This window comes from Streptomyces endophyticus, assembly GCF_035798155.1.
Taxonomy (GTDB): Bacteria; Actinomycetota; Actinomycetes; order Streptomycetales; family Streptomycetaceae; genus Streptomyces; species Streptomyces endophyticus.
On the sequence record NZ_JAOZYC010000093.1, the window covers coordinates 261805 to 288114 of the forward strand.

Here is a 26310-nt window from a genome sequence, read left to right on the forward strand (position 1 = left end):
CCGACCAAGGCTCGCCGACTCGCCGCGCCGGCGTCCGAACCGAGAATCAACGGGGAGCCATGCCGCCTTTTGCCGACACCGATGCCGCGACGTTCATCGCCGCCTTCTTCGATTCCCTCACCTCCTCGACCGTTCGGGGCGACTCGCCCGACGAGGTGATGGAGCGCCACTTCACCCCGGACATCGTGCAGTTCAGTGACGGAATCCGACTCGACCACAAGCGCCTGCGCGATCACTTGCGGCCGGTCGCGAGGAACGTGACGGGGTGGCGCTTCGAGGTTCACGAAGCCTTCGCCGAGGGCACGCACATAGCCGCCCGCCTCACCATCCACGCCACCGGCCGGAAGGGCGGCCCCACCGCCACCGACGTCCATCTCTTCGCGGACTTCACGGACGACGGACGCATGCACCGCGCACACCAACTCACCCGCATGCTTCCCGCGCCCGACGCCGAGGAGGACCTCAGCCCTTCCGCACCGTGAACTCCCCCCGCTTCACCCGCAGCACCGTCCGCCCGCCCTCCGACGAGGACTTGGCACCCTCGCAGTGGGCCGGGCCGTCCACGGCGACCACGGCCTCGTCGCCGAGCGTACGGAAGGTGACCCGGCCGTCGCCGACACCCGTGATCTCGGCGGTCGCGTAGGCGATGCGCAGCCCGCCCGCCGTCACACCGAGCGGGAGGATCGCCGAACTGCGGCCGGGGAGGTGGAGGCGTTCCCCGCCGAAGAGGGCCTTGCCCTTCTCGGTGACGGCGACGTCTTCCGCGTATCCGGAGGTGACGTTGAAGGCGTGCAGCAGGCGGCCACCGTCGGTGTCGCGCGTGGTGAGCAGGAAGACACCGGGGCGGGTGGCGGAGTGCCGCACGGCGGGTGCCGCGCCGAGTTCACGGAAGGCGCCCATCCAGAAGTCGAGGTCGCAGCGGTAGTCCGTGGCGACGACCACGGCGCGCCCCTTGCCGACGGGGATGTCGAAACCGCCGCCCTTGCCGGTGGTGAGCTCGCGCAGGATCGTCGTGCCTCGGCTCGGCGTGCTCAACTGGGCCGCGCTCACCCGGATTTCGGCGATGCCATCGGCCCAGCCGTGCGCGGACACGGACAGCCAGAATTGGTTGGCGTCGGTCATCGTCTTCTCGGGCTTCAGGCCGAGCGCGTCCTGGAGGTGGGTGCAGGGCTCGCCCGCCATGTCCTTGCCGGGCACCTTCCCGGAGAGGACGAGCTTTCCGCCCGCCTCCAGGTAGCGCACGAGGCGCTCTTGCAGGGCGGCGGGGAGGTACTCGCCCGTGGCGAGCGCGAGGACCGGCACATCCTTCGGGTCGACGTCGCGGGCCTGCAGGTCGACGCTGCGGTAGCGGAAGCCGCCGAGGAGCATGCCACGGGCCAGCGCACCGCCGGGGCCGTAGCCGCGGGTGCTCTGGACGTCGGCGAGGACCGCGTCGACGGAGTCGCGCCTCGGCGGGTGGTACTCGGTCAGGTAGTGGTCGGGTACGAAGGCCAGTGCCACGGCGTCGTACTCGGGGCGGGCCGTCGCGAGGAGTGGGGCGAGTGCGCGGACCGAGCGGGCGCTGCGGCGGGTCGGCTCGAAGCTGACGCCGCGCCGGCCCTCGGGGTCGACGGGCGCGGCGAAGCCGTGGCGTTCGCCGGTGATGCCGATGCGGTCGTTGCCGTCGCCCGTCGGCTTGTCGAGCTTGGGGTTGAACCCGCCCGCGAACAGGTAGTAGTTGAGCAGCTTGTTGCCCTGGGCGAGGCAGAGGCGGGTCTTGAGCCAGGTGCTCTCGGCGTCGGTCTGGGCCGAGAGGCTGTTGCCGTAGTCGGCGTGCCCGGCGTCGAACTCCAGGGCGGACAGCGGTTGTTGGTCGTCGCCGACCGCGTCCATGAAGGCGTTGATCAGGTAGAGGTCGGTGACGTTGTGGAGGTCGAGGTCGCCGAGGTAGAAGTCGGAGCCGGCGATCATTCCGGGCTTGCCCGCGTACGTCTCCATGAGCTGGCTGATGCCGATGGGGAAGTTCTCGGCGGTGCCGCCGCCGGTGCCGTGGATGTTGATGAGGAAGGGGATGCCGCGGACTCCGCCGTCGTGCGCGTAGCTCTTCAACTCGTCCACGTAGCGGGCGAACCGTCCGCGCATGAACCTTCCGAGGTCGTGCATGAGGGCGGCGGCGTACGCGTTCTTGGGGGAGCGGATCGCCTTGTCGCGCGCGTCGGCGGGGTCGCCCGCGAAGGGGTAGCGGTCGCCGAGATCGGCGCCGTACGTCGTGTCGAGCCAGTCGTTGAAGTCGGCCAGGGCGCCCGGGGTGAGGTTCGGGCCGTTGCTCACCCACGCCAACATGCCGATCTCGTTGTCGAGTTGGCAGGCGATGACGCCGGGCTTGCCCTTGCGGTGCAGGCGCTTGGCGAGCACCGGCATGACGGCGGCGTACCAGCGCTCGACCTCCTTGAGGTAGGCCGGTGCCAGGTAGTCGAGGGCGGCGGTGGTGGCCTTCGCGTCGTCCCAGCCCGCGCCGACGATCGCGGGGTGGTCCTTGCGGACCCGCTCGGGCACGCCCTCGCCCTTCAGCTCGGCCATGGTGAAGGGGCCGGGCCGGGCGATCACCTTGAAGCCGTTGTCGCGGCACAGGTCGAGGAAGGCTCCGAGGTCGCGCTCGGGGCGCGTGCGTCCGGTGACGTCGAGGCTGCCGTCGCCGGTCTCGTGCCACATCCACGGGATGTACGTGGCGATGGTGTCGAGCCCGGCCTCCTTCGCGCGGTCCAGGCGGGACTGCCAGTCCGCGCGCTTGAGGCGGAAGTAGTGGATCTCCCCGGCCATCACCACGGTGGGCTCGCCGTCGATCCACAGCTGCTTGTCGCGGAAGGTGACGGCGGCGTCGGTGTTCGCGTCCTTCGAGGGCGTGGCGGCCGCCGCGGGGGACGTGCCGACACCCGTGGCGAGGGCGGCCGGGGCGGCGGTCATCCCGGCGAGCACGGTGCGGCGGCGGGTGCCGGTGGTCTCCGTGGGCGCGGGCAGGGCAGACGGCATGAACACTCCTGTGCGAAGAGGAAGGGATCGGCGCCCGTCACAGATGCTCGGGCGTGTCCTGGTAATGCAGTTGGAGCCGGGTGAGCTCGTCCGTCAGCTCCGCCACGACGTCCGCGTACGCCGGGTCGTCATAGCGGTTGTGCAGTTCGTCCGGGTCGCGGACCAGGTCGAACAGCTCCCACTCGGGTGTGCGCCGCTCGGCCTTCGCGCCGACCTGGCCCGAGCCGTGGCCCGGGTAGTGGATCAGCTTGTGGGTGTGGGTGCGGATGCCGTAGCTGGCCTGGACGTTGTGGCAGACGTCGAGGTGTTCGAAGTAGCGGTAGTAGACGGCCTGCCGCCAGTCCTCCGGGTGTTCGCCGCGCAGGAGCGGGAGCAGGCTGCGGCCCTGCATGCGCGGGTGGGGCTCCGCGCCCGCCAGGTCGAGGACGGTCTGCGCGTAGTCGACGTTCACGACCAGTTCGTCGCAGGCCGACCCCGGCTCCACGACGCCGGGCCAGCGCACCACCAGCGGGATCCGCAGCGAGGGGTCGTACATGAACCGCTTGTCGAACCAGCCGTGTTCACCGAGGTAGAAGCCGTGGTCGGAGGTGTAGACGACGGCGGTGTCCGCGGCGTCGCCCGTCACGTCGAGGTGGTGCAGGACGCGGCCCACGTTCTCGTCGAGCGCGGCGATGACCCGCAGGTACTCCTTGATGTACCGCTGGTAGCGCCACTCCCGCTCCTCGCGCTCCGAAAGCCCCTCGGGGACCGGCGCCTTGAGGTCGCTGTCCTGGAGGTCGCTCATCCGCATCTGCGCCTCGACGGCGGCCGTGGAGCGATGGCTGTAGTCGTCGTGGAGCGTGGCGGGGGCCGGGATGTCCTGGTGCTCGTACAGGTGGCGGTGGCGCTCCGCCGGTTCGAACGGGCGGTGCGGTGCCTTGTGCTGGATGAGCAGGGCGAACGCTTTGTCGGGGTCGCGGCGGTCGAGCCAGTTCAGGGCCAGGTCGGTGATGATGTCGGTGACGTAGCCGGGGTACTGGCGCTCCCCGTCGCGGGTCACGAACGTCGGGTCGTGGTAGACGCCGTGCTCCGGGAGGATCTCCCAGTGGTCGAAGCCGACCGGGTCGCTCTTGGGGCCGTGCCCGAGGTGCCACTTGCCGATGATGGCCGTCTGGTAGCCGGCGGCCCGCAGCATCGCGGGGAAGGACGGCTGCGCGGAGTCGAACTTCTGGCCTGCCTGCTCCAGCGTCGTCATGCCGTTGATGTGGCTGTACGTGCCGGTGAGCAGGCTCGCGCGGGCCGGGGAGCAGATCGAGTTGGTGCAGAAGGCGTTGTCGAACCGCATGCCCTCGGCGGCGAGCCGGTCGACGGCCGGGGTGGTGTTGATGACGCTGCCGTACGCGCCGATGGCCGGGACCGCGTGGTCGTCGGTCATGAAGAGGACGAGGTTCGGTCGGCGGCCGCCCCCGGTACGCGGCCTCACTTGAGGCCCGCCGTGGCGATGCCCTGCGTGAAGAAGCGCTGGAGCACGACGAAGACGAGCAGCACCGGCAGGACGACCAGGAAGGCGCCCGCCATCAGCACGCCGTTGGAGCCGTCGGCCTGCGTCGGGTCGGTGGCGAACGTGGCGAGGGCGACGGGCAGTGTGTACTTCGACGGGTCGTTGGTGACGACGAGCGGCCACAGGAAGTTGTTCCACGACCCCAGGAACGTAAAGATCGTCAGCGTCGCCAGGGCGGGCTTGACCAGCGGAAGCACGATGCGCCAGAAGATGTACCACTCGCGGGCGCCGTCCATCCGGGCCGCTTCGAGGAGTTCGTCGGGCACGGCCTGGATGAACTGGCGCATCAGGAAGACACCGAAGGCGCCGGCGGCGAACGGCAGGATCAGCGCCGCGTAGCTGTCGACGAGGTCCATGCCGCTCATCATCACGAACTTCGGCAGCAGCATGAGGTTGTCCGGCACCATCAGCGCGCCGAGCACCATGGCGAACACCGGCCGCTTGCCCATGAAGTTCAGCTTGGCGAGCGCGTAGCCGAGCATCGAGCAGAACAGCAGGTTGCAGGCGGTGACGAAGACGGCGACGAGGGCCGAGTTGAAGAACGCCTGCCCGACGTCCATCAGGTCCGCGAGCTTGCCGAAGTTGGCGAGCGTCCACTCGGTGGGGATCCACACGGGCGGGCTGGCGCCCAGCTCGCGCGGGGTCTTGAAGGAGGACAGCGCCATCCACAGGAACGGCGCGACCATCACGAGCAGGCCGACGCTCAGGAGCACGTAGACGGCCGCGCGCGAGAGTCGGGGCCTGCCGCCGCGGACCCTGGTGTCGGTCGTGGTGGCGCTCATGAGGTCTTGTCCTTCAGCAGGCGGAGCTGGAGCGAGGTGACGGCGAGGACGATCACGAACAGGACGTACGCCATCGCGCTCGCGTAGCCCATGTGGAAGAAGTCGAAGCCCTCGCGGTACATGTCGAGCGACAGCGTCATGGTGGCCTCGTTCGGGCCGCCCTGTGTCATCACGAACGGCTCCTCGAAGACGTTGAGGAAGCCGATGGTGGTCATCACGGCGACGTACAGCATCGTCGGCCGCAGCAGCGGCACCGTGATCTTGCGGAGCTCCTGGAAGGCGTTCGCGCCGTCGATCCGGGCCGCCTCCCGCACCTCGGTCGGGATGGCCTGGAGGCCCGCGAGGAACAGCACCATGGCCGTGCCCATGTTCCGCCAGACCGCCATCACGATCAGGGACGGCATCGCGAGCGTCTCGGAGCCGAGGAAGTCCGGGGTGGAGAAGCCGAGTTGGTGGCCGACCCCGGCGATCAGGCCCTCGCTGGGGTCGAGGACGAAGCGCCAGATGACGGCGACCGCGACGATGGCCGTGACCACGGGGGCGTAGAAACCGACGCGGAAGAAGGTGCGGAAGCGGTCGATGCCCGAGTTGAGGAGGACGGCGGTCACGAGGCCCGAGCCGATGGTGAGCGGCACTCCGAGGACCACGAAGTACAGGGTGTTGAGCAGGGCGCGGACGAACTTCTCGTCCTGGAACAGCTTCGTGTAGTTGTCCAGGCCGACGAACTGTGCGGACAGCGGGTCGGTGACGTTGCGCAGGCCGAAGTCGGTGAAGCTCATCAGCAGCGTGGCGATGATCGGGAACGCCATGAAGGTGAGGAACACGGCAAGGAACGGCGTGGAGAACAGCCAGCCGGCGAGGTTGTGGCGTGCGAGCCGGTCCTTGCGCAGACCGTTGCCCCCCGGGCGGGGCGGGACGTCGTCGGTACGTCCCGCCCCTTCCGGGTCCTTGCGCACGCGGCCTTCGGCGCCGGTGGCCGCGGTGGTGGAGCTCATGGTGTCAGCCCACCAGTCCCGCGGCGGACTTCTGGAGCTGCTTCGCGGTGGCGCTCGCGTCGGCGCCGCGGGCGATCTTCTCCAGGGCGCTCTCGATCTGCACGGCGAACTCGTTCCACTTCTCCACCGGCGGGACGGCCTCGGCCGAGCCGAGCGCCTTCTCGAAGACGGGCAGCGAGCTGTCGCCGTTCTTCATCGCGGGCTGGTCCCAGGCGGCCTTCGCGGCGGGCAGCGTCTTGTCCACCTCGTACCAGTGGGCCTGCACCTTCGGCGTGGCCAGGTACTTGGTGAACTCCTCGGCGGCCGCCTTGTGCGCGCTGTCCTTGAAGGTGACCAGGGAGGAGCCGCCGACCCAGGAGGTGGACGACTTGTCGCCGGGCACGGGCGCGACGGCCCACTTGCCCTTCAGCTCCGGGTGCTGGTCGTTGATGTTCTGCACCATCCAGGGGCCGGACTGGAACATCGGCCGCTTGCCGTTGGAGAAGTCCTTGGCGGCGTCCTCGCCGGGCGTGAAGTTCTTCTTGGCGAGCCCCTTGTCGAAGTAACTCCCCCACGCCTTGAAGGCCTTGACGGCCTGCGGCGAGTCGAGCGCGGGCTTGCCGTCCTTGCCCAGCAGCTCACCGCCGGTCGAGTACAGGTACTGGAGCCAGCCCTGCCAGGCGCCGGTGGCGCCGGGCTGCAACTGGGTGCCGTACTCCGCGCCGTGCTTCTTGTACGCGGTGGCGAGGGCCTGCTGGTCGGCCCACGTCGTCGGGGCCTTGGTGACACCGGCCTTCTTGGCGAGGTCGGTGCGGTAGTACAGCGCGCGCACGTCGGCGTACCAGGGGACGCCGTAGGCCGTGCCGTCCCTGACGTTGCTGTCCCAGGTGGCGGGGAAGAAGTCGGAGCGCTTGAAGGCCTTGGTGTCGACCGGTTCGAGGGCGTCGAGCGCGATGAACTCACCCATCATCGTCGAGCCCATCTGCGCCATGTCCGGGAGCTTCTTGCCCGCCAGGGAGGACACCAGCTTCTGGTGCACGACGTCCCAGCCGACCGGGGTGATCTTCACCTTGATATTGGGGTGTTCCTTGGTGAACTCCGCGGCCACGGGCTTCAGTCGCGCGCCCTCCTCCCCCATGGCCCACACGGTCAGCGTCTGCTTGGCGTCGGCCGCGACCTCCTCGCCACCTCCGCTTCCGCACCCGGTCAGGGCGATGGCCGACACGAGGGTCAGGGCCAGACCGGTGGACAGGGTGGTGCGTGACATGGCTCCTCCTAGACGCGCAATACGCGCTGGTGCTCGGGCTGCGGCGAGCAAGCGGCAACAGCCGTTGTATGCGCTGCCTGTATGCGCTTACACAACGATGCAGGCACGACCCTGACGCACGGTTCGGGTCAGCTCAAGAGCCACAGAGGTAACGCTTGGGTAAACCTGCTGAACTGGCGGCATCGAGAGGGCAGTCGGAAGGGTGTGCGCGGCACGTGTGAGGTCCCGGGTGCCCGGGACCTCACACGAAGAAATCCAGGTGCCCGGTACCTCCCTTCGGCGGCACACTGCCGCCATGGACCACGTGAGCACCGCCGAGCAACTGGTACGCGACCGCTTCCCCGACGCCCGCGCCGCCTTCCTGGCGGGCAGCGTCCTGACCGAACGTCGCACGCCGCGCTCCGACTTGGACATCGTGGTTTTGCTCTCCGGCCCGCCCGCGCCCTACCGCGAGAGCCTCCTGCACGAGGGATGGCCGGTGGAACTCTTCGTGCAGACCGAGGCCGACTGGCACCGCTTCGTCGAGCAGGACATCGCGAACCGCAGGTCCCCGCTCCTGGCCATGTGCGCCGAGGGCCTGCTGCTGTCCGACGCGGACGGGATCGGCGCGGCGCTGCGCGCGGAGGCCCGGCGGCGGTGGGCGGCCGGTCCTCCGCCGGTCCCGGAGAGCGAACTGGAGGACAGGCGGTACGCCCTCACCGACACCCTCGACGACCTCGAAGGCTGCGCCGACCCCTTGGAACGCGCCTACCTGGTCGCGCACTTGCTGGGCCGCGCCTCGGAACTCGCGCTGCTCGCGGGCGGGCACTGGCTCGGCGGCGGCAAGTGGCTCTCGCGTCGGCTCGCGGACGCGGACCCGCAGCTGCACCGGCGGCTGACGGCCGGCGCGGCGGCGGCCATGTCCGGCGTGGCGGACACCGGAGACACCAAAGCTGCCGGACACACCGGAGACACCAATGCCACCGGAGACGCCGGAGACACCAAAGCCGCCGGAGACACCGAAGCCGCCGATGCCGTCGTGGGGCGCTTCGCCGACGTGGTGCGGGAGGTCCTGGATGCGGCGGGTGGGCCGTGCTGGGCCGGGTACCGCCGCGACTGATCACTTGCCTCCCTGGCCTGCGAACTCCGCCGACCTTGCCCCCCGCACAGCCGCCCGCCTATGGTGAATGCGCTTTCATCCGTCGGAGGGCCACGGCGCCCCCGCAGCAGACTCGGGGGCCGCCCAGATGACCACCACCCCCACGGTGTACGACGTCGCCGAGCGCTCCGGTGTCTCGATCGCCACCGTGTCGCGGGTCTACCGCAACCCCGACTCGGTGCGCGCGCAGACCCGCGAGAAGGTGCTCGCCGCCGCCCGCGAGCTCGGCTACGTCCCGAGTGGTAACGCCCGGGGTCTGGCGAGCCGTTCGACCGGCGTGCTCGGCCTGTGCTTTCCCGACTACTCGGATCCGGACGCCGAGTCGGAGGCGGAGGCCGGGGTCGGCGACGAGCCGGACGACAACGCGGCGATGCTCTACTCCGACCAGATCATCCGCGGCATGGAGCGCGCCGCGCGCCGGCACGGCTACGCGCTGCTGATCGCGGCCTCGCTGAAGAGCGGCCCTGAGACGCTGGTCGCGAAGGTGGCGGGGCGCGTCGACGGTTTCGCGGTGCTCGCCCGCACCGTCCCGACGGAGGAGCTGGAGGTCATCTCGCGCCGCCGCCCCGTCGTGATGCTGGCGGGCCCGCGCGAACCCGGCGAGCTCGACCGCCCGGTGCGGCTCGACCACATCCAGGTCGCGAACGCCGACGGCCAGCGCGAGTTGACCCGCCACCTCATCGAGGACCACGGCCTGCGCCGCCTGGCCTACGTGGGTTCGGCGGAGGACTCCCCTGACGTGGAAGCCCGCTTCCGCGGCCACACCGAGGCCTGTCGCGCCGCCGGGATCGCGGTGGCCGACGCACCCGACGTGCGCGTCGGCATGATGACGCAGGCAGAGGGCGCGCGGGCCGCCGCCACCCTGCTCGACGGCCCCGGCGAGCACCCCGAGGCGCTGCTCTTCGCCAACGACCAGATGGCGGTCGGCGCCCTGCACACCCTGGAAGGGCGCGGCCTGCGCGTGCCGCAGGACGTGACCGTCACCGGCTTCGACGGCATCCCGCTCAGCCGCATGGTGCGCCCCGCGCTCACCACGGTCCGCCAGCCGATGCGCCGCATGGGCGAGGAGGCGGTGGAGCTGCTGGTGCGGCGCCTGAACGGCCAGGAGAACAAGGAACCCGAGTCGCTGACGCTGCCGGTTTCGGTGGTGCGCAGGGCGAGTTGCGGCTGCTGAGGGCCGACCCCGAGGGCGACGCACGCGACGTCCCGCGCACCCCGCCCTCACCGCCATCCCCATATCGGTCATACTCGATGAAACACGCACAACGTCGCAGATCGAGGAGTCCGTCATCACCATCACAGGACCCGCGCCCACAGCAGCCGTTGACCGAACCCCCGGCCTCTCCAGGCTGTGGCACGGCGTGTTGGCCGTCGTCATCGCGGCGGCGCTCGTCACGCAGCTCGTGCTCGTGTTCAGCGGTGGGTCCGCCGCCGGGGCCGGGGACACCACGGGGGACCAGGCCGGCGCGGTGACCCGGCTGGTGCGCATGCTCAGTTACTTCACGATCCAGAGCAACATCCTCGTCCTGGCCTGCGCCGTGTCCCTGGCGCTGCGTCCCGGCCGGGACGGCTCCGGGTGGCGGGTGCTGCGGCTGGACGCGCTGCTCGGCATCACGATCACCGGCCTGGTGTTCGCGATCGTCCTCGCGCCGCAGATCCACCTCGAAGGCGTCTCACTGTGGATCACCGTGGGGCTGCACTACGTCGCACCGCCGATGACGCTCGTCGGCTGGCTGCTGTTCGGGCCGCGCGGGCGGATCGACGGCGTGACCGTGGGGTGGGCGTTCGTGTGGCCCGCGCTGTGGATCGCGTACACGCTCGTGCACGGCGCGGTCACGGACTGGTACCCGTATCCGTTCCTCGACGTGCACGCGCGCGGGTACGGTCTCGCGCTGCGGAACATCGTCGGGGTGCTCGTGGTCGCGGGCGTGCTGGCCTGGCTGTTCGCGTGGATCGACCGGCGGCTGGGGCGCCGGCTCAAGCGGCCGCTGCCACTTCCCGATCGTTTCTGACGCGGCAGCGCACCACCGTGCGCTCCGAGTCGGCGCCGTGCGCGTTCAGGGCCAGGACCTTGACGACGTGTTCGCCGCGGGCCATCGGGGCGCGGGGCGTCCAGGACCAGGCGCCGTCCTCCGCGACCTGGGCCCTGCCCAGGAACCGGGCGTTCTCCCAGAGTTGGACCTGCGCGGCGCCGGCCGCCACGCCCGCGAAGCGCACCGGTTCGTGGCCCGCCTCGGGCGCCGTGACCTGCGGGGCCTCGACCCAGGTGCCGGGCGCGGCCGTGGCCCTGAGGTGGGCGTCGACGGCGGGGCGGCGGGTGTCGGGGTCCTCGTAGCCGTTGCGCGCGAAGCCGATGCGGGGTGCGATGCCGTCGATCAGGAGGTTGACCAGGGCCATGACGACCGGCACGTTGCGGCGGGCCACGCGGTCGTGGGCGGGGGCGTGCGGGGAGTCGGTCAGGATGAAGTTGAAGTTGTCGTAGCCCGCGAACAGGGTCAGGTGCGGCTCGATCTCGGTCGTGTACTGGGGATCGTCGACCGCGGAGATCAGGTAGATGTTGGCGTCACGGTGCGCGCTCTCGCGCACCAGGGCCGGCAGCGCCTCGTCGAGCGCGCGCACATCGGCGTCGGTCGCGTCCCGGCCCAGCATGTGGGCTGCGGTGCGCGGGTGGAGGTTCTCGACGTAGGAACCGATCCTGAACTGCGGTACGACCGACACGATGTTGCGGTAGCCGTACTTGAGGCCGAAGTACAGGGCCGCGCTGCCGCCCTTCGACGTGCCCAGCAGGACACAGTCCTCGCGGGTCAGGTCGAGTGCGGTAACGAAGCGGTCGATCAGTGCGGCGACGGAGTCCTCGATGCCGAAGTCCCCTTCCTGGCACAAGTAGTAGCTGTTGTGGCCGTCGAAGCTGTCGCGGATCCACAGGACGTTGGCGCGCAGGGTGTCCAGGACGCCGGTGGACCAGCCGTACTCGTCGGGGGCCTGGAAGTTGGCGAAGACGACGACCAGGCGCCGGTTGCCGCCCCGGGCGTGGAAGAAGCGGTAGTCGACGGGGGCGGCGCCGCTCGTGTCGGTGCCGGTGAACATGCGGCGGCCGTGGGCCGCGGAGGTGCGGGACATGCGGGAGTCGTTCCTCTGCTCGTTGATGGGTCAGGCCGCGCGGCGGAAGCGGGTGCGGGAGGGCAGGGCCGGGAGTTTCGGCGCGCCGAGCATCCGGTCGACGACGCGGGCCGACGCCGAACCGTCCTCCAGATCGCAGTACCGCTCCCTGAAGCGGCGGTACTTGAGGGCGTACGTGCCGCTGAGCGCGTCGATGTCCCGTACGGCGTCGACGAGTTCGCGCGAGGTGCGCAGCAGCGGGCCGGGGGCGGAGCGCTCGAAGTCGAAGTAGAAGCCGCGCAGGGTGTCGCGGTAGTGGTCGAGGTCGTACGTGAAGAAGAGCATCGGCCGGCCGGTGTTGGCGAAGTCGAACATGAGGGACGAGTAGTCGGTCACCAGGACGTCGGTGACGAGCATCAGGTCGGCCATGTCGTTGTACGTGGAGACGTCGAAGACGAATCCGTCGCCCGCTCCCGGCACCGGGTCCACGACATTGGGGTGGCGGCGCACCAACAGGACGTGGTCGTCGCCGAGTCGGGCCCGGGCGTCGTCGAGGTCGACGCGGAAGTCGAGCGTGTACTGGCCCGCCGCGTGGTACTGGTCGTCGCGCCAGGTCGGCGCGTACAGGACGACCTTCTTGCCCTCGGGCAGCCCGATCCGCTCCCGGACGACCGCGGCGCGCCCGGCCCGCTCCCCTTCCGTGTGGTGGTGCACGTCGTTGCGGGGGTATCCGGTCTCCAGCATCTCGCCCTCGAAGCCGAAGGCGCGGCGCAGGATCGGGGTGCTGAACGAGTTCGGTGAAACGAGCATGTCCCACTGGCCGACCTCGGTGGAGAGGCGGTCCAGGTAGTTCCTGTCGGAGAAGTGCACCGCCTCGATGTCGTGTCCGATCTTCTTCAGCGGGGTGCCGTGCCAGGTCTGGACGACCGTCTGGCCCTCGCGGCGGCGGAACCAGGCCGGGAGGTGGTTGTTGTAGACGAGGTACTGGGAGCGGGCCAGGGCCTCGTACCACTCGGGCGACCACATGCGGACGGCGCGGGCGCCCTCGGGGACCTCGACCTGGTCGTCGCGGACGACCCACAGGAGGTCCAGATCGGTGGCGCGGCGCACCAGTTCGTCGAAGACGGCGCGCGGGCTGTCGGCGATCTGCGTGCCGCGGAAGCTGTCGAAGAGGACCGCGGGGCGCACCGGTCGCTTGCGGAGGTCCGGGTAGTGGCGGGTGCGCAACTGCCGCTGTGCGTACGGTCCGCGGGCGGCGGGCGGGATGCCGGAGTGGGAGCGAAGGGTGAACCGGTCGTGCTGCTGGGCCTGCACCTCGAAGCGGCGCCCGGCCGTGGTTCGTTCGGTGGGCAGCGCGGCGATGAGGTCACGGCGGGCCTTGAGCACGAGGTCACGGGTGCGGCCCGGCACGCGGAACGCGAAGTCCCAGCGGCCGGCCGCGAGCGGCACCGCGCCGTTCAGTCCCTCGATGCGCGAGGGGTCCAGCGTGAACCGGAAGCGACCGGCCACACACTCCACGGGGAAGCCCCACTCCTCGCCCTTGGCCCGGGAACGCACGACGAGGCGCAGGGCCGCGCGCTCATCGGCCGGCAACTGCTCCTGGCCGGGGAAGGCACCCTCGACGGTCAGGCTGCCGTCGTCGGCCCAGGTGCAGCGGTCGGCGACCGGCAGTGCGTCGCGGACGAAGAGGACGAGGTAGCCGGGGGCGTTGCGGAGGACGACGATCTCGCGGTCCGCCGCCACCCGGTCGGGCAGCGGGTGGACGCCGTCGGCGGTGTCGGGGGCGACGACCGGGTACAGCGGACGTGTGCGGCCCGGTAGGTGCAGCGAGGTCTTCCAGCCGTTGCTGCCCATGCCCCACACCTCGGGGGTGGCGTCGCCGGCGGCCGGCGCGAGTGCGTCCAGCGGGATCCGCGTACGGAACGTGCACCAGCCCGCCCCGCCGTCCTTGAACGCGACCGGCGCGTCGTGCTCGGCGGCCCCCGTCAGCGCGCGCACCCGCAGCGTGGCGGTCTCCGGCGTCTCGGGCGCGAGGAGCACACCCCGCAGTTCCAGGTGTTCGCCGCTGACCCGGTGCCCGGTGACGCGCGCGCGGACGATCTCCACGCGGAGCTTGAGGGCGCCGCCCACGAAGAGCGGGACGACGCGGACGTTGTTGTCGACGTAGAAGTCCCGCGGGTGGGAGGCGGTGCCCGCGTCACCGGCGATGAGCGACTTGTAGCGGAACAGGCCGCGGCTCAGCGCGCCGACCGCGACGTCCCACGTGCCCTCGACCCATTGGCCCTTGTGCTTGAGGCGCTCGGGGTCGATGGTGGCCTCGAACCCGGACCAGTCGTAGGAGTAGCGCTGCTGGCCCGAGTGCTCGGTGGCCTCCGGCGCGTAGGTGGTCCGCGCGGGCAGCGCGAGGAATCGGCCCTGCTTCTTGTGCCGCAGCGCGACCGCCTTGAGCGAGTTCCGGCGCTTGCTGACGTCGAGGTTGCGGATGTAGGCGCGGCCGGCGAGCCGCAGCTTGCCGTCCTCCCACTCGGCGCTGACCAGGGAGCCGCGCAGGGTGAACTCGGGGCCCATCCGGTAGGCGCTCTTGGGCACGCCGGTGCCGCGGTCGCCCAGGTGCGGGTAGGCGAGGTGGCGGCGCAGTCGGCGGCGCACGGGCAGCGAGCCGCGGTTGCCGCGCTCGAATTGGAGAACGGACAGCAGCTCGTCCAGCTTGCCCGCGCGCACCAGGCTCCACTTCACGCGGTCGACGGCGCCGAGCTCCTCGACGATGCCCTCGGCCGCCGCGGCGACGAACGCGGCCGCGTGCCGCATGAAGTAGGCGCGGGCCTCGTCGTCGGCGTCCGGCAGCGCGTTGAGGTGGATCATGAGGTCGGACTCGAGGCAGGACCGGTCGTAGTGCCGCTTCTCCTCGACGTACGCCGCGGACTCCCGGGCCCGCCCGGCGAGGTACCGGCTCAGGTCGCTGACGGCGGTGATGCGGTCGCGGATGTTGTCGAGGGCCTCGTTGGTCTGGGTGATCGAGGGGGCGGCGCCCCGGTCCCTGCGCCGCCAGTAGTAGACGGGTGTGCCGACGACGTCGACGCGCTCGGCGCTGTAGTGGGCGACGAGGTTGACCCACACGTCCTCGTAGAGCACGCCCTCGGGGTACGTGATGCCGGTGCGGTCCCAGAAGGAGCGGCGGAACACCTTGTTCCACACCGTGCGGTCGAAGACCAGGTCGCGGTGGCGGGTGATGTGGGTGCGGCGCCGGTCCCGGGCCAGGTGCTTGTGGTGCAGGGAGGAGGGCCACGAGGTGCGGGAGTTCATCATGCGCACGTTGCCGGAGACGAAGTCGGAGCCGCTCTTCGCGAGCGTGCCGATCAGCAGCTCGTAGGCGTAGTCCGGGATGACGTCGTCGCCGTCCACGAAGGCGAGGTACTCGGCGTCCGGGTGGATGGCCCGCAGGCCGGTGTTGCGGGCGTGGCCGGGGCCGTGCGGGTCCTGCCGGAGGAGGCGGAAGCGCGGGTCGGCGGCGCAGTGCCTGGCGGCGAGCTCGGCGGACGCGTCGGTGGAGCCGTCGTCGACGAGGACGACCTCGAAGTCCGTGAAGGTCTGGAGCGAGATCGACCGCAGGCACTCCTCCAGATAGGTGTCCACGTTCTGGAACGGTACGACGACACTGAGTCGCGGGGCGGCCTCGCTCATGGTCTCTCCGGGTTCGACGGATGCCGGTCGCGGGCAGGAGCCGAAGCTCTACGACCAGCCATTTCCATCAAAGCGGGGCAATCCGGGACCACTGTGGGAGATGTCCCGGCGGCACCCGGGAGTCCGCCGGGAATCGCGTACGGCGTCTCCCGGCGGACCGGGGGCTCACGCCGCCGAGCACCCCCGCTTCTCGAAGGCGGCCGTGCCGGTGTGGCTGCCCTCGGGCAGATACGGACCCATCACCCGCTTCTCGTCGTCTCCGGTCCTCGTGTTCTGCGGAACGTGCGTGAAGCCCTTCGCCGGGAGCATGTTGCGCATCAGCACGTAGCCGTCGTTCACGTGCCCGGCGCCGTCGCCCTTCTCGGGCCACGCGATCCAGTCGACGCCGCACGCGGCCGTGGCATTGCGCGGCCGGTCCTCGGGCCGGCTCACGACGACCGTGTAGTAGCCGTCCTTGTCGGGGTGCAGCTGCTCGTCGTACAGGCAGCTCCGCTTCCCCTCGACGCGGGTGCTCCACGCCTCGTACGAGCACATGGACCAGTAGCGCAGCTGCCCGGAGCCCATCCGCTTGTCGCCGTCGTGCGTGGCCGGGGTGGTGGGGAGTCTGCCGTGCAGGACGGTGACCGGGCCGAGGTCGCGGCTGAGGCGGGCGGAGACGTAGGCGTTGTCGAGGTTGGAGTACTGGCCCACGGAGCGCGGCGGGGCGGGCGTGCACCGGTCGTGGTACGTGCAGTCGCGCAGCCATTGCGTGGTGTACGAGGCGTGCCAGCGGACCGGGTCGGAGGCCGGGAAGCCGACCGGTTTGCCGGGCTGTTCGCGCAGCGCGTTGTACTCGTCGATCGGCTGGACGCGCGGGCCGCCCTGCTCGCCGGGTTCCAGGGCGTCGCACACCTTCGAACCGGTGAGCCTCGTGCCGTCGGCCAGGGTGAGCTCCGGCTCGGGCAGGCCGACGCCGCCGCTCGCGTCGCGGCCGCGGTCGGGCACGTACACGCGGTAGACCAGCGACTGGGCGCTGCTGCCGGGCTTGCCCGCGTACAGGGTGTTGGGCCGCTGGTCCGCCGGGTCCTTCGGCGGCGTTCCCGGGTCGACCTGGACCGTCCAGGAGCGCTTGGGGAAGGTGCGCTTGGCCCCCGCCAGGAACGGGTTGCGCGAGCCCGGATCGGGCTTGATCTGCTGGTCGTTGAGGGCGGTCAGCGGGGTGGCCGTGGTGGGCTCGTAGGAGTTGAGCGACTGGTAGCGGGCGTGCGCGTAGGCGCCGTCGAGGGTCAGCTTCGCGCCCTTGGGGAGCGTGTAGTGGCTCGACCAGTACAGGGCGCCCGTGTCGAGGTACGCGAAGTTGAACTTGTCCTGGTCGGGGGTGAAGGGGCCCGTCCAGAAGCAGGACGAGGGGCTGTCCGCGGTGGCGGGTACGCGGCGCTCGGCCGCGGCGGAGCCGAGCGGGGCGAGGACGGCCGCGGGCAGCAGGCAGGCCGCCGCGGCGGCGAGCAGCATCCTGTGCCTCCGGCGTCCGGGCAGTCTCAGCAGGAATCTCAATCGCATGGCGCTCCCAAATCACGTCATGTGGACCGCCGGACGGTCGGGCCGACGATGGCGCGAATCTAGGCAGCGTTTAGCGTTCCGTCAATGATCTATGCAAGGTCAGGCCCTCGTACCGAAGTTCAGCCCGTCGAGATCTCGGCCCATACGCAGTGTCCGCCCGCGACCGAGCGGCTGCCCCACGTCCCGCCGGCGAGCCGGTCCACGAGCAGCAGTCCGCGCCCCCGCTCGGCCGAGCCCGGCGCGACCGGGGCACGGCGCAGGACCGCGGCGGGCAGTCCGGGGCCACGGTCGAGGACCTCGACGCCCAGGGTGCGGCTGACGGTGAGGCGCAACTGGTAGGGGCCGCGGGCGTGTTCGCAGGCGTTGGCGACGAGTTCGCTGGCGACGAGGACGGCCGCGTCGACTGCGTGCGGGGCGACGGCGTACGCGTCGAGCGCCTGCCGCACCCGCTCGCGGGCGTGGGCGGCGGCGAGCTCGACGGACTGGTTCCAGGTCAGCAACGGGCGGGAGCGCTCCGCGTATTCGGGCAGCTCCTGCCCACTGACCGAGGTGCTCTGCTCGCTCGGCCCGTTCGCACGGTAGACATACATGACGGTTCCTCCGGATCGGTACGTGGGAGTGGCCTCCTTCCATGACATTCGGAGCCGCCGGGAATGCGGCTTGGATCCGGCGCGTGATCGCCGGGAGTTCTGTGGGAGTTCGCCGGGAGGGTGCCCCCGACCCGCGTCGCGTACGGTGTGCGCAGCTCAGTGGAGTGGCGGGGCGGTCACGGGAGGCGGACTTGGCGGACAGCGGCAACGGCACGACGGGCGCGGCGGCGCCCCGCGAGAAAGCCGTCAAGAAGACCGTCAAGAAGGCCGCCATGGACAGCGAGGCCACGAGCAGGCTCCTGGAGCACGCCGCCCTCGAACTGATCGAGCGCGACGGCGTCCTGGCGGGCCTGAACCTGCGCGAGGTCGCCGACCGTGCCGGGGTGAACCGAGGCCTCGTCTACCACTACTTCGGCTCCCGCCGTGACCTGCTGCGCGCGGCCCTCCAGCGCACGGCGGCGGAGCGGCGGGAGCGGCTCCTCGTCGAGGAGGGGCCGCGGCGCTTCGGTGACCGGGTGGCCCGCTCGGTGCGCGGCTGTGTGCGGCTGGCGTCCTCGGTCCGGCTGCTGATGCTGCTGATGCTCGACGGCGACACCAAGCTGAGGGCGATGCCGCTGCGCGAACGCACCCAGGAGCGGCTGCGCACCGACATCGACAGCGGATACGTGGCGGGCGACGTGGACCCCGTCGCGCTGCACGCCTTCCTTCAGTCGGTCAACTACGGCTACGTACTGACGCGTTCGTCGCTGGCCAAGGAGTTCGGCATCGGGGTGCGGGATCTCGACGAGCGGTTCGTCGCGCTCCTTGAGCGGATGAGCACGGGGGTCGACGGGCCTGCCGCGGCGGCGGACGACGACGCGGGTCAGGCCTCGCGTTCGGGGTCGAACACGTAGCCGTACCCGCGCTTGGTGTGGATCGCGGCCGGGCCCAGCGGGTCGAGCTTGCGGCGCAGGTACCGGATGTAGGTGTCGACGGCGTCCCTGCCCTGGTGGTGCGGGCCCCAGACCGCGGCGAGGATCTGCTGCCGCGACAGCACCTGCCGGGGGTGGGCCATGAGGAATTCGAGCAGCCCGTACTCGGTGGGGGTCATCTCCACGGCGGTTCCGTTGCGGGTGACGGTGCGGGTCTCCGCGACCAGCGCGATGTCGCCGACGTGTACGCCGCCGGCCTCGGGCGGCTCCTCCGCCTTCGGCACGGCGGCCTCGCGTTCCCAGACGCAGCGCCGGATCAGCGCCCTGATGCGCATCTGGATCTCGGTGGCGTCGGCCGGCACGACGATGTAGTCGTCCGCGCCCGCCGCGAACGCGGCCACGCGCCGGTTGGACTCGGTGTGCCGGGTGAGCAGGACGACGGGCACGGTGTCACCGCCGCCGCGCAGCTCCCGCACCACGTCGATCGCGCTGCCGTCCGGCAGCTCGGTCACGCTGATCACCAGGTCGGGGGCGGCATCCGCGGCCCGCTCGACGAGCTCGGCGGCGGTCACGGCCGTCACGGCGTCCAGGCCGAGGATTTCCTTGCACAGCGTGGCCGCCCGTTCGGCCGGGATGCTGTCGCCACAGCCCAGGAGAGCCCTGCGGAATCTTCCGTTATCGGAGGAATGCACGAATTCAGTCTATGCAGAACACCGGGGAGGAGCGGCCGGACCGGCGCACGGCCGCACCCCGGGCCACCCCCGCACACCCCTGTCACCACGGCCCCACCGCGTGAAAGGATGCGCGGGCACAACTCCGACACAGCACGCCCGCAGGAGGCCCGCATGCGTAGGAGGACGGGCGGGCTGTTCACGACCGGTGACGGAACCGTGGTGATGCTCGCCGAACAGCGCCCCGGCGCCGACGGCCAGTGGCGGATCACCGCCCGCACCCAGGCCGGCAGGCAGATCGCCGAGGTCCGGTTCCGGCTGTGCGAGGACTGCGCGGTCGGGCGGATTCAGGCGATCTGGGTCGACGAGTCGTGGCGCCGCGAGGGGATAGGGCACGAGTTGCTGCGCGGCGCGATCGCCGTCGGTGACGGCTTTCGCTGGACGACCACGCTCCAGTCGTCCATGGGCCGCCGCTTCTTCGTCGCCACGGGCGCCACGGAGGGTGTGGAGCTGCTGCACGGACGGCCGCTGTGCCCGCACATGATGGGGCGGTGGGGCCGGGCCTGGGCGAGACGGGCGGCGGCCTGAGCCGGTCGCCGCCGCGTCCGCGCAGACCGCCGATCCCTCTTGCATGGACCGTCGCCCCATGGGTACGCGGGGCGCCCCCGTCCATCCACCAGAGGCGAATTGATCATGGATTCGAACGCGACACCGCAGAACGCAACCCCGCAGAACGGCGCCTCCCCCGCGCAGCAGGCGCTCAGCGTCCTCAGCCTGAACACAGAGGACCAGGGCGCGCTCGACACCCTCGCCGAGTGCGAGGTCCTCGTGCCCGTGCCCGACGAGACGGGCGAGGACCAGGACTCGGCCTCTTCCGCGCTGTCCCTGCCGGTCATCGAACAGCCCGGAGGCGAGCAGCTGGTCCCGTTGTTCACGTCCGAGCTGCGCATGTCGGAACTGCTGCCGTTCATCTCGCGCTGCACGCCGGTACCGCTGGGCGCGCTCGCCGAGCGCTGGCCGACGGAACTGTCGATGACGATCGACGCGGGTTCGCCGGACGCCCTGACGCTCAACGGGCAGGGCGTACGGGAGTTGCTCGGCCACCGGTCCTGAGCCGGACCTTCCGTCCCACCACAGAGGAGGCCCCGTGCCCTTCCGTGACCGTACGCACGCCGGCGAGGAGCTCGCGCTGCGGATGCTGGAGTGGGCCGACTCCAGTGACCTCGTCGACCCGGTCGTGCTCGCGCTGCCACGCGGCGGCGTCCCCGTGGCGGCGCCCGTCGCGCACGCGCTGCACGCGCCCCTCGACGTCCTGGTCGCCCGCAAGATCGGTATTCCGGGCCGTCGCGAGACCGCGATCGGCGCCATCGTCGGGGAGGAGCCCCCGCTGTTCGACCGGGTGGCCCTCGAACTCCTGGGCCTGAGCGAGGAGAAGCTCGGCCGCGACGTCGCCGAGGCCCGGAGCGAACTGCACCGCCGCACCCGCCTGTACCGCACCGGTCGCCCCGCGCCACCGGTCGAGAACCGGACGGTGATCCTGGTCGACGACGGGCTCGCCACCGGCCTCACCGCCACCGCGGCCCTCGTGTCGCTACGTCGCCGGGGCGCGGCCCGCCTCGCCCTCGCGGCGCCCGTCGGCAGCCCGCAGACCGTGGCGGACCTGCGGGCGCACACGGGCGACGTGATCTGCCCCGAACAGCCGCCGGACTTCCACGCCGTGAGCGAGAGCTACGACCGCTTCCCGCAGGTCTTGGACGCGGAGGTGCTGGACGTGCTGAACGCGTTCCGCGCCCAGGAGGAGCGCCACGAGAAGAGCGGACGCGGCTGACCCGCACCGGGCCCCCGCCTCACCATCCGGTGAGCACCAGATGGTTCACGAGCAGGGCTAGCGCCACCTGCGCGGCGAGCCACGGCCTCGCCCGGGGGAGGAAAGCGCAGGCGGGGACGAGCCACATCGCGAACGGCAGCCAGATGCGTTCGGTCTCCGCCTTGCTCATGCCGGACAGGTCGGCGGCGAGCAGGGCGAGGAGGGCTGCCCCCGCGAGGAGCGCGAGCCGCGCCCCGCCGCTGTCCGTGTCGTCCGGCCGGATCAACTGCCCGCCCCCGCGCCGCAGGCCGGCCACCGTCGCCACGCCGACGACGAGGACGGTGCACGCGAGATTGGCCCACACCCAGTAGCCGTACGGCCGGATGCCTCCGGCGCCCTGGTAGTAGCGGGTGGTCAACAGGTCGTACGCCTCCCACCAGTTGAACCCGGCGAGCGTGAACGCGCCCGGCACGACCGCCAGCCCGGCGCAGAACAGCACCGCGAGCGCCACCGGCCGCTCCCGCACCTTGCCCCGCCCGAGGAAGAGGACCGCGAGTCCGATCAGCGCGAACAGCGTGAGCCCGTACGAGAGGTAGCAGGTCAGCCCGAACAGCAGCCCGGCCCCCGCCGCCCACCGGACCGAGCGCCCGCTCACCGCGAGCGCGAGGAGGGCCACCGCCCACGCGGCGACGGCGGCGAAGTAGGCGTCGGCCGACACACCCATCCACACCGCGCCCGGCACGACGACCAGGAACGGGGCGGCTCGGCGCGCCAGTTCCTCCCCGGCGAGCGCGCGCACGGCGACGAGCACGGCCACGCACGCCGTCGCGCCGACGGTGACACACCACAGCCCTGCCCATCCCCCGCCGCCGAGCCCGATCCGGTCGAGGAGGACGAAGGTGAGCGGGGCGGCGGGCGGGTGTCCGGCCGTGTGGGCGGGCCAGTGGTCGGGTGAGTCGATGAGGATGTGCCGTGTGTAGTCGCGCAGGGTCGCCGGGATGTCGTGGAAGCGGTCGATGACCCGCAGATACTCGTACTTGGTGGTGAGCCGTCGCTCGATGCCGCGGTGCCATCCGTCGATCAGGGCGAGGGAGAGGATCCAGGCGGTGGCCGTGGCCCAGGCCGTGGCGAGCAGCGCGCGCCAGCGCAGCCGCGTCGCGAGGGCGGGCCCGTATGCGACGACGGCGGCGGCCACTGCGAGGGCTGCGGGCGTGCCGATGCCGAGGTGCGGGAGCCACCTTCCGTACAGCGGGGGCGCGCCGACGTGCAGGGTGCCGTGGGTGTCCTCGATGTGGCGGCCGACGAGCACGGCGATCAGCACGAGGAGCAGCGCGGCCGCGGCGGCGTACAGGTCGCGGCGCGTGCCGCGCGGTTCGGTGCGGGGGTTCGTGCGGGGGGTCACACCGGAACGCTAGGCCGAGAGGCGTCCCGCACTGCGCCGACCGGCCCTGATGTCAGCGTTTCGTCATGAGTCGCGCACCCCGATGGGCGGCCCGCGCGGCCTACGGTCGAGCCATGCGCACCACCCCCGCCTCGCCCTCCTTCTGGCGCAGCCCGCTGCGCGGCCCCTGGTTCACCTCCGTGCTGGGCCTCGTGCTGCTCGTCGGCATCACCGTGCTGTTCGTGACGGGCCTCGTCTCCTACGCGGCGTACAACCCGGGCCTGTCACCGCTCAACGACAAGACCCCGGACAAGGGGGTCCTCGGCCTCTACCTGTTCGCCTGGCCGACGGGCCCGCACTGGCTGTACCGGCTCACGCAGGGCGTGCATGTCACGCTCGGCGTCACGCTGATCCCCGTACTGCTGGCGAAGCTGTGGTCGGTCGTGCCGAAGCTGTTCGCGCTGCCACCGGCCCGTTCGCTGACGCACGCGCTCGAACGTGTCTCGCTGTTGCTCCTGGTCGGCGGCGGGCTCTTCGAGTTCGTCACGGGGGTGTTGAACGTGCAGCTCGACTATCTCTTTCCCGGCTCGTTCTATCCGCTGCACTTCTACGGGGCGTGGGTGTTCTTCGCCGCTTTCGTGGCGCACGCGGTGCTGAAGGTCCCGGCGGCGGTGCGCAATGTGCGAAAGGCGCGCGAGGAGGGCGAGTTGGTGGCTCCGCGACCGGAACCGCCGACGGTGTCGCGGCGGGGTGCGCTGTGGTTCGTCGGGGGCGGCTCCCTGCTGTTGTTCGCCACGACGGCGGGGCAGAGCTTCGACGGCCCGCTGCGCCGCACCGCGCTGCTCGCCCCGCACGGCGGCGCCGACCCGGCCCAGGGCCCGAACGGCTTCCAGATCAACAAGACCGCCGCCTACGCGGGGATCGACCACGCGGAGACGGCCGAGGACGCGTGGCGCCTCGTCGTGGTCGGGCGCTCCGGCCGCACGGTCCGCCTCGGCCGCACTGAACTCGCCCAACTCCCCCTGTACAGCTCGGCGTTGCCCATCGCCTGCGTCGAGGGCTGGTCGACGTCCGACCAGTCGTGGCGCGGTGTGCGGCTGCGCGATCTGGCGGCGCTCGTGGGCTACGACGTCGATCCGCCGGATGTGCTCGTCGAGTCGCTGCAACGACGCGGCGCCTTCCGGCACGCCGCGCTGCGCGCGAATCAGGTCGCCGATCCGCGCTCGCTGCTCGCCCTGTACGTCAATGGGGAGGCCCTCTCCCCCGACCACGGCTACCCGGCGCGCGTGATCGTGCCCGCCGCGCCGGGCGTGCTCAACACCAAGTGGGTCGCCCGGCTCACCTTCGGAAAGGTGTGACCGCGATGTCGCTCTTGCGCCGCATCCCTGTGGGCAGCCCGCTTCAACTGCTGTTGCTGCTCTGCTCGTTCGCGCTCGCCGGGTACGCGGGGGTGCGGCTGCTGGCGGACGACTGGTTCGGGGTGGCCCTGTGGTTCGTGGGGGCCGCCCTTGTGCACGATCTGGTGCTGGTGCCGCTGTACGCGGGGGTGGACCGGCTGCTCGTGCGCGGGTTCGCGGCGGCCGGGCGGCGGGAGTGGGTGGGGTACGTGCGGGTTCCCGCCGCCCTGTCGGGGCTGCTGCTGCTCGTCTGGTTCCCGCTGATCAGCGGGGCGGTGGACGAGCGCTACCGGTCGGCGACCGGCCGCTCCGCCGATGTGTACCTGGGTCACTGGCTGCTGGTCACGGCCGCACTGTTCGCGGGTTCCGCGCTGCTGCTCGGCGTGCGGGTGCGCAGCGCGGCGAAACAGCGCCCGCCCACGGACCACTGATCGACGGGGCGCAGACCGGCCCCGGCGGCGTACCGGAGCAGGGCGGGGGTACCGAGCCGGGCCCACGGGAAGGGGTGACCTCCGGACTGCCCCGGGTGTCCCGCCTGCCCCGTCGGTTCCGTCGGTTCGGCCCTCCCTGGTGAGTCGGTGACCTGGACGCTGGCGCGTTCGTCCACGTCGACGGGCGCCGCCTCGGCCATCAACAGGCCGCCAGGGGCGAGGAGTTGGGCGACGCGGGTGAGCAGGGTGTGCGGTTCGCCTCCGATGCCGATGTTGCCGTCCATCAGCAGCACGGTGTCCCAGCGGCCCTCGCCGGGCAGCGGGTCGAACACCGAGCGGCACAGTGCCTGGCCGCCGAGGCCCCGGCTGTGGGCGACGGCGGCGTCGCTGACGTCGACGCCGAGCGCGGTGCGACCGCGCGTGGCGAGTTCCGCGACGAGCCGTCCGGGCCCGCAGCCGACGTCGAGCACGGCGCCCTCGCAGCGGTCGAGCACCTGCCGGTCGACGGCGTCGGCCCGCGCGCACCAGCGTTCGACCTCCAGTGGCAGCAGCCAGCCGTCGGTGCGGCGCAGGAAGAGGGGGCCGCGGCCGGTGCGCAGGGCGGCGGAGTACGGATCGGCGCCCGCCCAGGCGGCAGGTGGCGGCGCGCTCACCGAGGGGCCTATGGGTGCTCTCACTGGTGCACCCCCGTCGTACATCGCGCCAGGCGCGCGGCGAACCGGCCGTGCGGCGCCTCGGCGGCCACGGCCGCGGCGTCCTCGGCGGTGTCCACGTCGCGCAGCGGCGGCAGGTCACGCACCCGCAGTCCCGCCTCGACGAGGCGGGCGCGCTGGACGGCGCCGGTGTGCGGCACCGACATGGGCACGCCGCGCAGCAGCGCGGGATCGGGGTCGGCGAGGCCGAGGGCCCAGAAGCCGCCGTCGAGGGCCGGGCCGAACCAGGCGTCGCATCCGGCGAAGTCGACGGTGAGCAGGTCGGCGCTGATCTGCGGGGTGTCCATGCCGATGAGCAGCGCGGGACCGGTGCACCCGGCGAAGGCGGCCGCGAGGCGCTCGTCGAGGCCTCCCGCGCACTGCGGCACGACCTCGAAGCCGGGCGGCAGCCAGGGGCCGGGCGCGCCGTCGAGGACGAGGACGCGGCGGGCGGCCGGGGCCTGGGCGACCGCTTCGAGGGTGTCGGCGAGCGCGGCCTCGGCGAGCTCCGCCGCCTCCTGGGGTGTGAACGGCGGGGTGAGACGGGTCTTGACCCGGCCGGGGCGCGGCTCCTTGGCGATGACCAAGAGGTCGACCGGCGGTTGGCGGCGTGTGCTCACCGTGCGCTCCCCGCCCGTTCGGGCGCCTCGCCCAGCACCCGGCTCATGTCGCGCACCGCCTGCCAGGTGCCGCGCCAGGTGCCGGTCACCTTGGAGGCGCCGGTGCGCGGCAGGTACGGCACGTCGTGCTCGGCGATCCGCCAGCCCGCGTCGGCGGCGCGCACCACCATCTGCAGCGGATAGCCGCTGCGCCGGTCGGTGAGGTCGAGCCCGAGCAGCGCCTCGCGGCGGGCGGCGCGCAGCGGCCCGAGGTCGTGCAGGCGCAGGCCGGTCCTGCGGCGCAGCATGCGGGCGAGCGCGAGGTTGCCGGCGCGGGCGTGCGCGGGCCAGGCGCCGCGCGTCGTCGGGCGGCGGCGGCCGAGTACCAAGTCGGCGCCGCCGTCGAGCACTTCGTGCACGAAGGGGACGAGCAGGCTCGGGTCGAGGGAGGCGTCGCAGTCGCAGAAGCACACGATGTCGGCGTCGGACGCGGTGAGCCCGGCGTGGCAGGCGGCGCCGAATCCGCGCCGTTCCTCGCGCACGACCTGGGCACCCAGCGAGCGGGCGATCCCGGCGGAGCCGTCGGTGGAGCCGTTGTCGACGACGAGGGCGCGCCAGTGCGGCGGGATCCGGTCGAGGACCCAGGGCAGCGCCTCGGCCTCGTTGAGGCAGGGAAGAACCACGTCGACGGTGGTGGGTGGGCTTGTCACGGGTCTCACCCTACGAGCCCGATTCCGACATTTCGGGTGCGAGATCCTTACGAAACACGGACGTCGGCCGCTCGGCCCCTGCCGGGAGACCT

At 71.7% G+C, this 26310-nt stretch carries 24 protein-coding genes; 10 read left to right on the plus strand and 14 right to left on the minus strand.

All coding sequences use genetic code 11. The annotated features are described in order from the left end of the window. Nucleotides 1-59 precede the first annotated feature (59 nt). A complete protein-coding gene (locus OKJ99_RS12810; protein WP_326016166.1) occupies nt 60-482 on the plus strand; it encodes a nuclear transport factor 2 family protein in 423 nt (140 codons plus the stop codon). On the opposite strand, the gene OKJ99_RS12815 is transcribed toward OKJ99_RS12810, so the two are convergent. The 5 genes from OKJ99_RS12815 to OKJ99_RS12835 are packed head-to-tail and all read right to left on the minus strand — an operon-like array spanning nt 463 to nt 7572. Further along, nucleotides 463-3009 carry a beta-galactosidase gene (locus OKJ99_RS12815; protein ID WP_326016167.1) on the minus strand — a complete coding sequence of 849 codons (2547 nt, stop codon included), beginning with the start codon at nt 3007-3009 and terminating at the stop codon, nt 463-465. The two genes, OKJ99_RS12810 and OKJ99_RS12815, sit on opposite strands and share 20 nt — an antisense overlap. A gap of 37 nt (nt 3010-3046) precedes the next feature. Then, on the minus strand, nt 3047-4471 hold the full coding sequence (locus OKJ99_RS12820; protein ID WP_326016168.1) for a sulfatase family protein: 1425 nt from the start codon (nt 4469-4471) through the stop codon (nt 3047-3049). Further along, on the minus strand, nt 4468-5331 hold the full coding sequence (locus tag OKJ99_RS12825; protein ID WP_326016169.1) for a carbohydrate ABC transporter permease: 864 nt from the start codon (nt 5329-5331) through the stop codon (nt 4468-4470). The genes OKJ99_RS12820 and OKJ99_RS12825 overlap by 4 nt, the downstream gene beginning before the upstream one ends. Then, nucleotides 5328-6326, minus strand: a complete 999-nt coding sequence (locus tag OKJ99_RS12830; protein WP_326016170.1) for a carbohydrate ABC transporter permease — start codon at nt 6324-6326, stop codon at nt 5328-5330. The genes OKJ99_RS12825 and OKJ99_RS12830 overlap by 4 nt, the downstream gene beginning before the upstream one ends. Nucleotides 6327-6330: 4 nt before the next feature. Further along, the gene (locus tag OKJ99_RS12835) at nt 6331-7572 is read right to left on the minus strand and encodes an extracellular solute-binding protein (protein WP_326016171.1); all 1242 of its coding nucleotides are present in this window, start codon (nt 7570-7572) and stop codon (nt 6331-6333) included. 295 nt (nt 7573-7867) lie between these two features. On the opposite strand from OKJ99_RS12835, the gene OKJ99_RS12840 reads away from it, so the two are divergent. The 3 genes from OKJ99_RS12840 (at nt 7868) to OKJ99_RS12850 (ending at nt 10722) form a co-directional block, all read left to right on the plus strand. Continuing rightward, nucleotides 7868-8671 carry a nucleotidyltransferase domain-containing protein gene (locus OKJ99_RS12840; RefSeq protein ID WP_326016172.1) on the plus strand — a complete coding sequence of 268 codons (804 nt, stop codon included), beginning with the start codon at nt 7868-7870 and terminating at the stop codon, nt 8669-8671. A gap of 127 nt (nt 8672-8798) precedes the next feature. Next, a complete protein-coding gene (locus OKJ99_RS12845; protein ID WP_326016173.1) occupies nt 8799-9884 on the plus strand; it encodes a LacI family DNA-binding transcriptional regulator in 1086 nt (361 codons plus the stop codon). A 187-nt stretch (nt 9885-10071) separates the two neighbouring features. Further along, nucleotides 10072-10722 (plus strand): Pr6Pr family membrane protein, encoded by a 651-nt coding sequence (locus tag OKJ99_RS12850; protein WP_326016174.1) that lies wholly within the window; start codon nt 10072-10074, stop codon nt 10720-10722. Here OKJ99_RS12850 and OKJ99_RS12855 read toward each other — a convergent pair. The 4 genes from OKJ99_RS12855 to OKJ99_RS12870 all read right to left on the minus strand — a co-directional run bounded on the left by OKJ99_RS12855 (nt 10688) and on the right by OKJ99_RS12870 (nt 17619). Beyond that, nucleotides 10688-11830 (minus strand): hypothetical protein, encoded by a 1143-nt coding sequence (locus OKJ99_RS12855; RefSeq protein ID WP_326016175.1) that lies wholly within the window; start codon nt 11828-11830, stop codon nt 10688-10690. The genes OKJ99_RS12850 and OKJ99_RS12855 overlap by 35 nt on opposite strands. Before the next feature lie 30 nt (nt 11831-11860). Beyond that, on the minus strand, nt 11861-15490 hold the full coding sequence (locus OKJ99_RS12860; RefSeq protein ID WP_326016176.1) for a bifunctional glycosyltransferase/CDP-glycerol:glycerophosphate glycerophosphotransferase: 3630 nt from the start codon (nt 15488-15490) through the stop codon (nt 11861-11863). Nucleotides 15491-15655: 165 nt separating this feature from the next. Beyond that, nucleotides 15656-16981, minus strand: coding sequence for a hypothetical protein (locus OKJ99_RS12865; protein WP_326016177.1), 1326 nt, complete (start codon nt 16979-16981; stop codon nt 15656-15658). Nucleotides 16982-17148: 167 nt separating this feature from the next. Further along, on the minus strand, nt 17149-17619 hold the full coding sequence (locus OKJ99_RS12870; protein ID WP_326016178.1) for an ATP-binding protein: 471 nt from the start codon (nt 17617-17619) through the stop codon (nt 17149-17151). A 191-nt stretch (nt 17620-17810) separates the two neighbouring features. Here OKJ99_RS12870 and OKJ99_RS12875 point away from each other — a divergent pair, with 191 nt between their 5' ends. After that, a complete protein-coding gene (locus OKJ99_RS12875; protein ID WP_326016179.1) occupies nt 17811-18512 on the plus strand; it encodes a TetR/AcrR family transcriptional regulator in 702 nt (233 codons plus the stop codon). Here the strand turns inward: OKJ99_RS12875 and OKJ99_RS12880 are convergent. Next, nucleotides 18482-19222, minus strand: coding sequence for a response regulator transcription factor (locus tag OKJ99_RS12880; RefSeq protein WP_326016180.1), 741 nt, complete (start codon nt 19220-19222; stop codon nt 18482-18484). The genes OKJ99_RS12875 and OKJ99_RS12880 overlap by 31 nt on opposite strands. Nucleotides 19223-19375: 153 nt before the next feature. On the opposite strand from OKJ99_RS12880, the gene OKJ99_RS12885 reads away from it, so the two are divergent. The 3 genes from OKJ99_RS12885 to OKJ99_RS12895 all read left to right on the plus strand — a co-directional run bounded on the left by OKJ99_RS12885 (nt 19376) and on the right by OKJ99_RS12895 (nt 21029). Further along, nucleotides 19376-19789, plus strand: a complete 414-nt coding sequence (locus tag OKJ99_RS12885; protein WP_326016181.1) for a GNAT family N-acetyltransferase — start codon at nt 19376-19378, stop codon at nt 19787-19789. Nucleotides 19790-19894: 105 nt separating this feature from the next. Beyond that, a complete protein-coding gene (locus tag OKJ99_RS12890; RefSeq protein WP_326016182.1) occupies nt 19895-20314 on the plus strand; it encodes an SseB family protein in 420 nt (139 codons plus the stop codon). 34 nt (nt 20315-20348) lie between these two features. Beyond that, on the plus strand, nt 20349-21029 hold the full coding sequence (locus OKJ99_RS12895) for a phosphoribosyltransferase (RefSeq protein ID WP_326016183.1): 681 nt from the start codon (nt 20349-20351) through the stop codon (nt 21027-21029). 19 nt (nt 21030-21048) lie between these two features. Here OKJ99_RS12895 and OKJ99_RS12900 read toward each other — a convergent pair whose 3' ends face one another. Continuing rightward, nucleotides 21049-22410 carry a hypothetical protein gene (locus OKJ99_RS12900; RefSeq protein ID WP_326016184.1) on the minus strand — a complete coding sequence of 454 codons (1362 nt, stop codon included), beginning with the start codon at nt 22408-22410 and terminating at the stop codon, nt 21049-21051. Nucleotides 22411-22523: 113 nt separating this feature from the next. Here OKJ99_RS12900 and OKJ99_RS12905 point away from each other — a divergent pair, with 113 nt between their 5' ends. Together OKJ99_RS12905 and OKJ99_RS12910 are read left to right on the plus strand one after the other, a co-directional pair. After that, the gene (locus OKJ99_RS12905) at nt 22524-23747 is read left to right on the plus strand and encodes a molybdopterin-dependent oxidoreductase (protein WP_326016185.1); all 1224 of its coding nucleotides are present in this window, start codon (nt 22524-22526) and stop codon (nt 23745-23747) included. A gap of 5 nt (nt 23748-23752) precedes the next feature. Further along, nucleotides 23753-24217 carry a hypothetical protein gene (locus OKJ99_RS12910; protein WP_326016186.1) on the plus strand — a complete coding sequence of 155 codons (465 nt, stop codon included), beginning with the start codon at nt 23753-23755 and terminating at the stop codon, nt 24215-24217. On the opposite strand, the gene OKJ99_RS12915 is transcribed toward OKJ99_RS12910, so the two are convergent. The 3 genes from OKJ99_RS12915 to OKJ99_RS12925 are packed head-to-tail and all read right to left on the minus strand — an operon-like array spanning nt 24115 to nt 26218. Further along, nucleotides 24115-24915: a class I SAM-dependent methyltransferase gene (locus OKJ99_RS12915; RefSeq protein WP_407700679.1), complete on the minus strand. Its 801-nt coding sequence runs from the start codon at nt 24913-24915 to the stop codon at nt 24115-24117. The two genes, OKJ99_RS12910 and OKJ99_RS12915, sit on opposite strands and share 103 nt — an antisense overlap. After that, entirely contained in the window at nt 24891-25529 is a 639-nt protein-coding gene (locus OKJ99_RS12920; protein ID WP_326016188.1) for a TIGR04282 family arsenosugar biosynthesis glycosyltransferase, read from the minus strand. Before OKJ99_RS12920 ends, OKJ99_RS12915 begins: the two co-directional genes overlap by 25 nt. Next, complete coding sequence (locus OKJ99_RS12925; RefSeq protein ID WP_326016189.1) at nt 25526-26218, minus strand: glycosyltransferase family 2 protein; 693 nt, start codon at nt 26216-26218, stop codon at nt 25526-25528. The genes OKJ99_RS12920 and OKJ99_RS12925 overlap by 4 nt, the downstream gene beginning before the upstream one ends. Nucleotides 26219-26310: the final 92 nt, after the last annotated feature.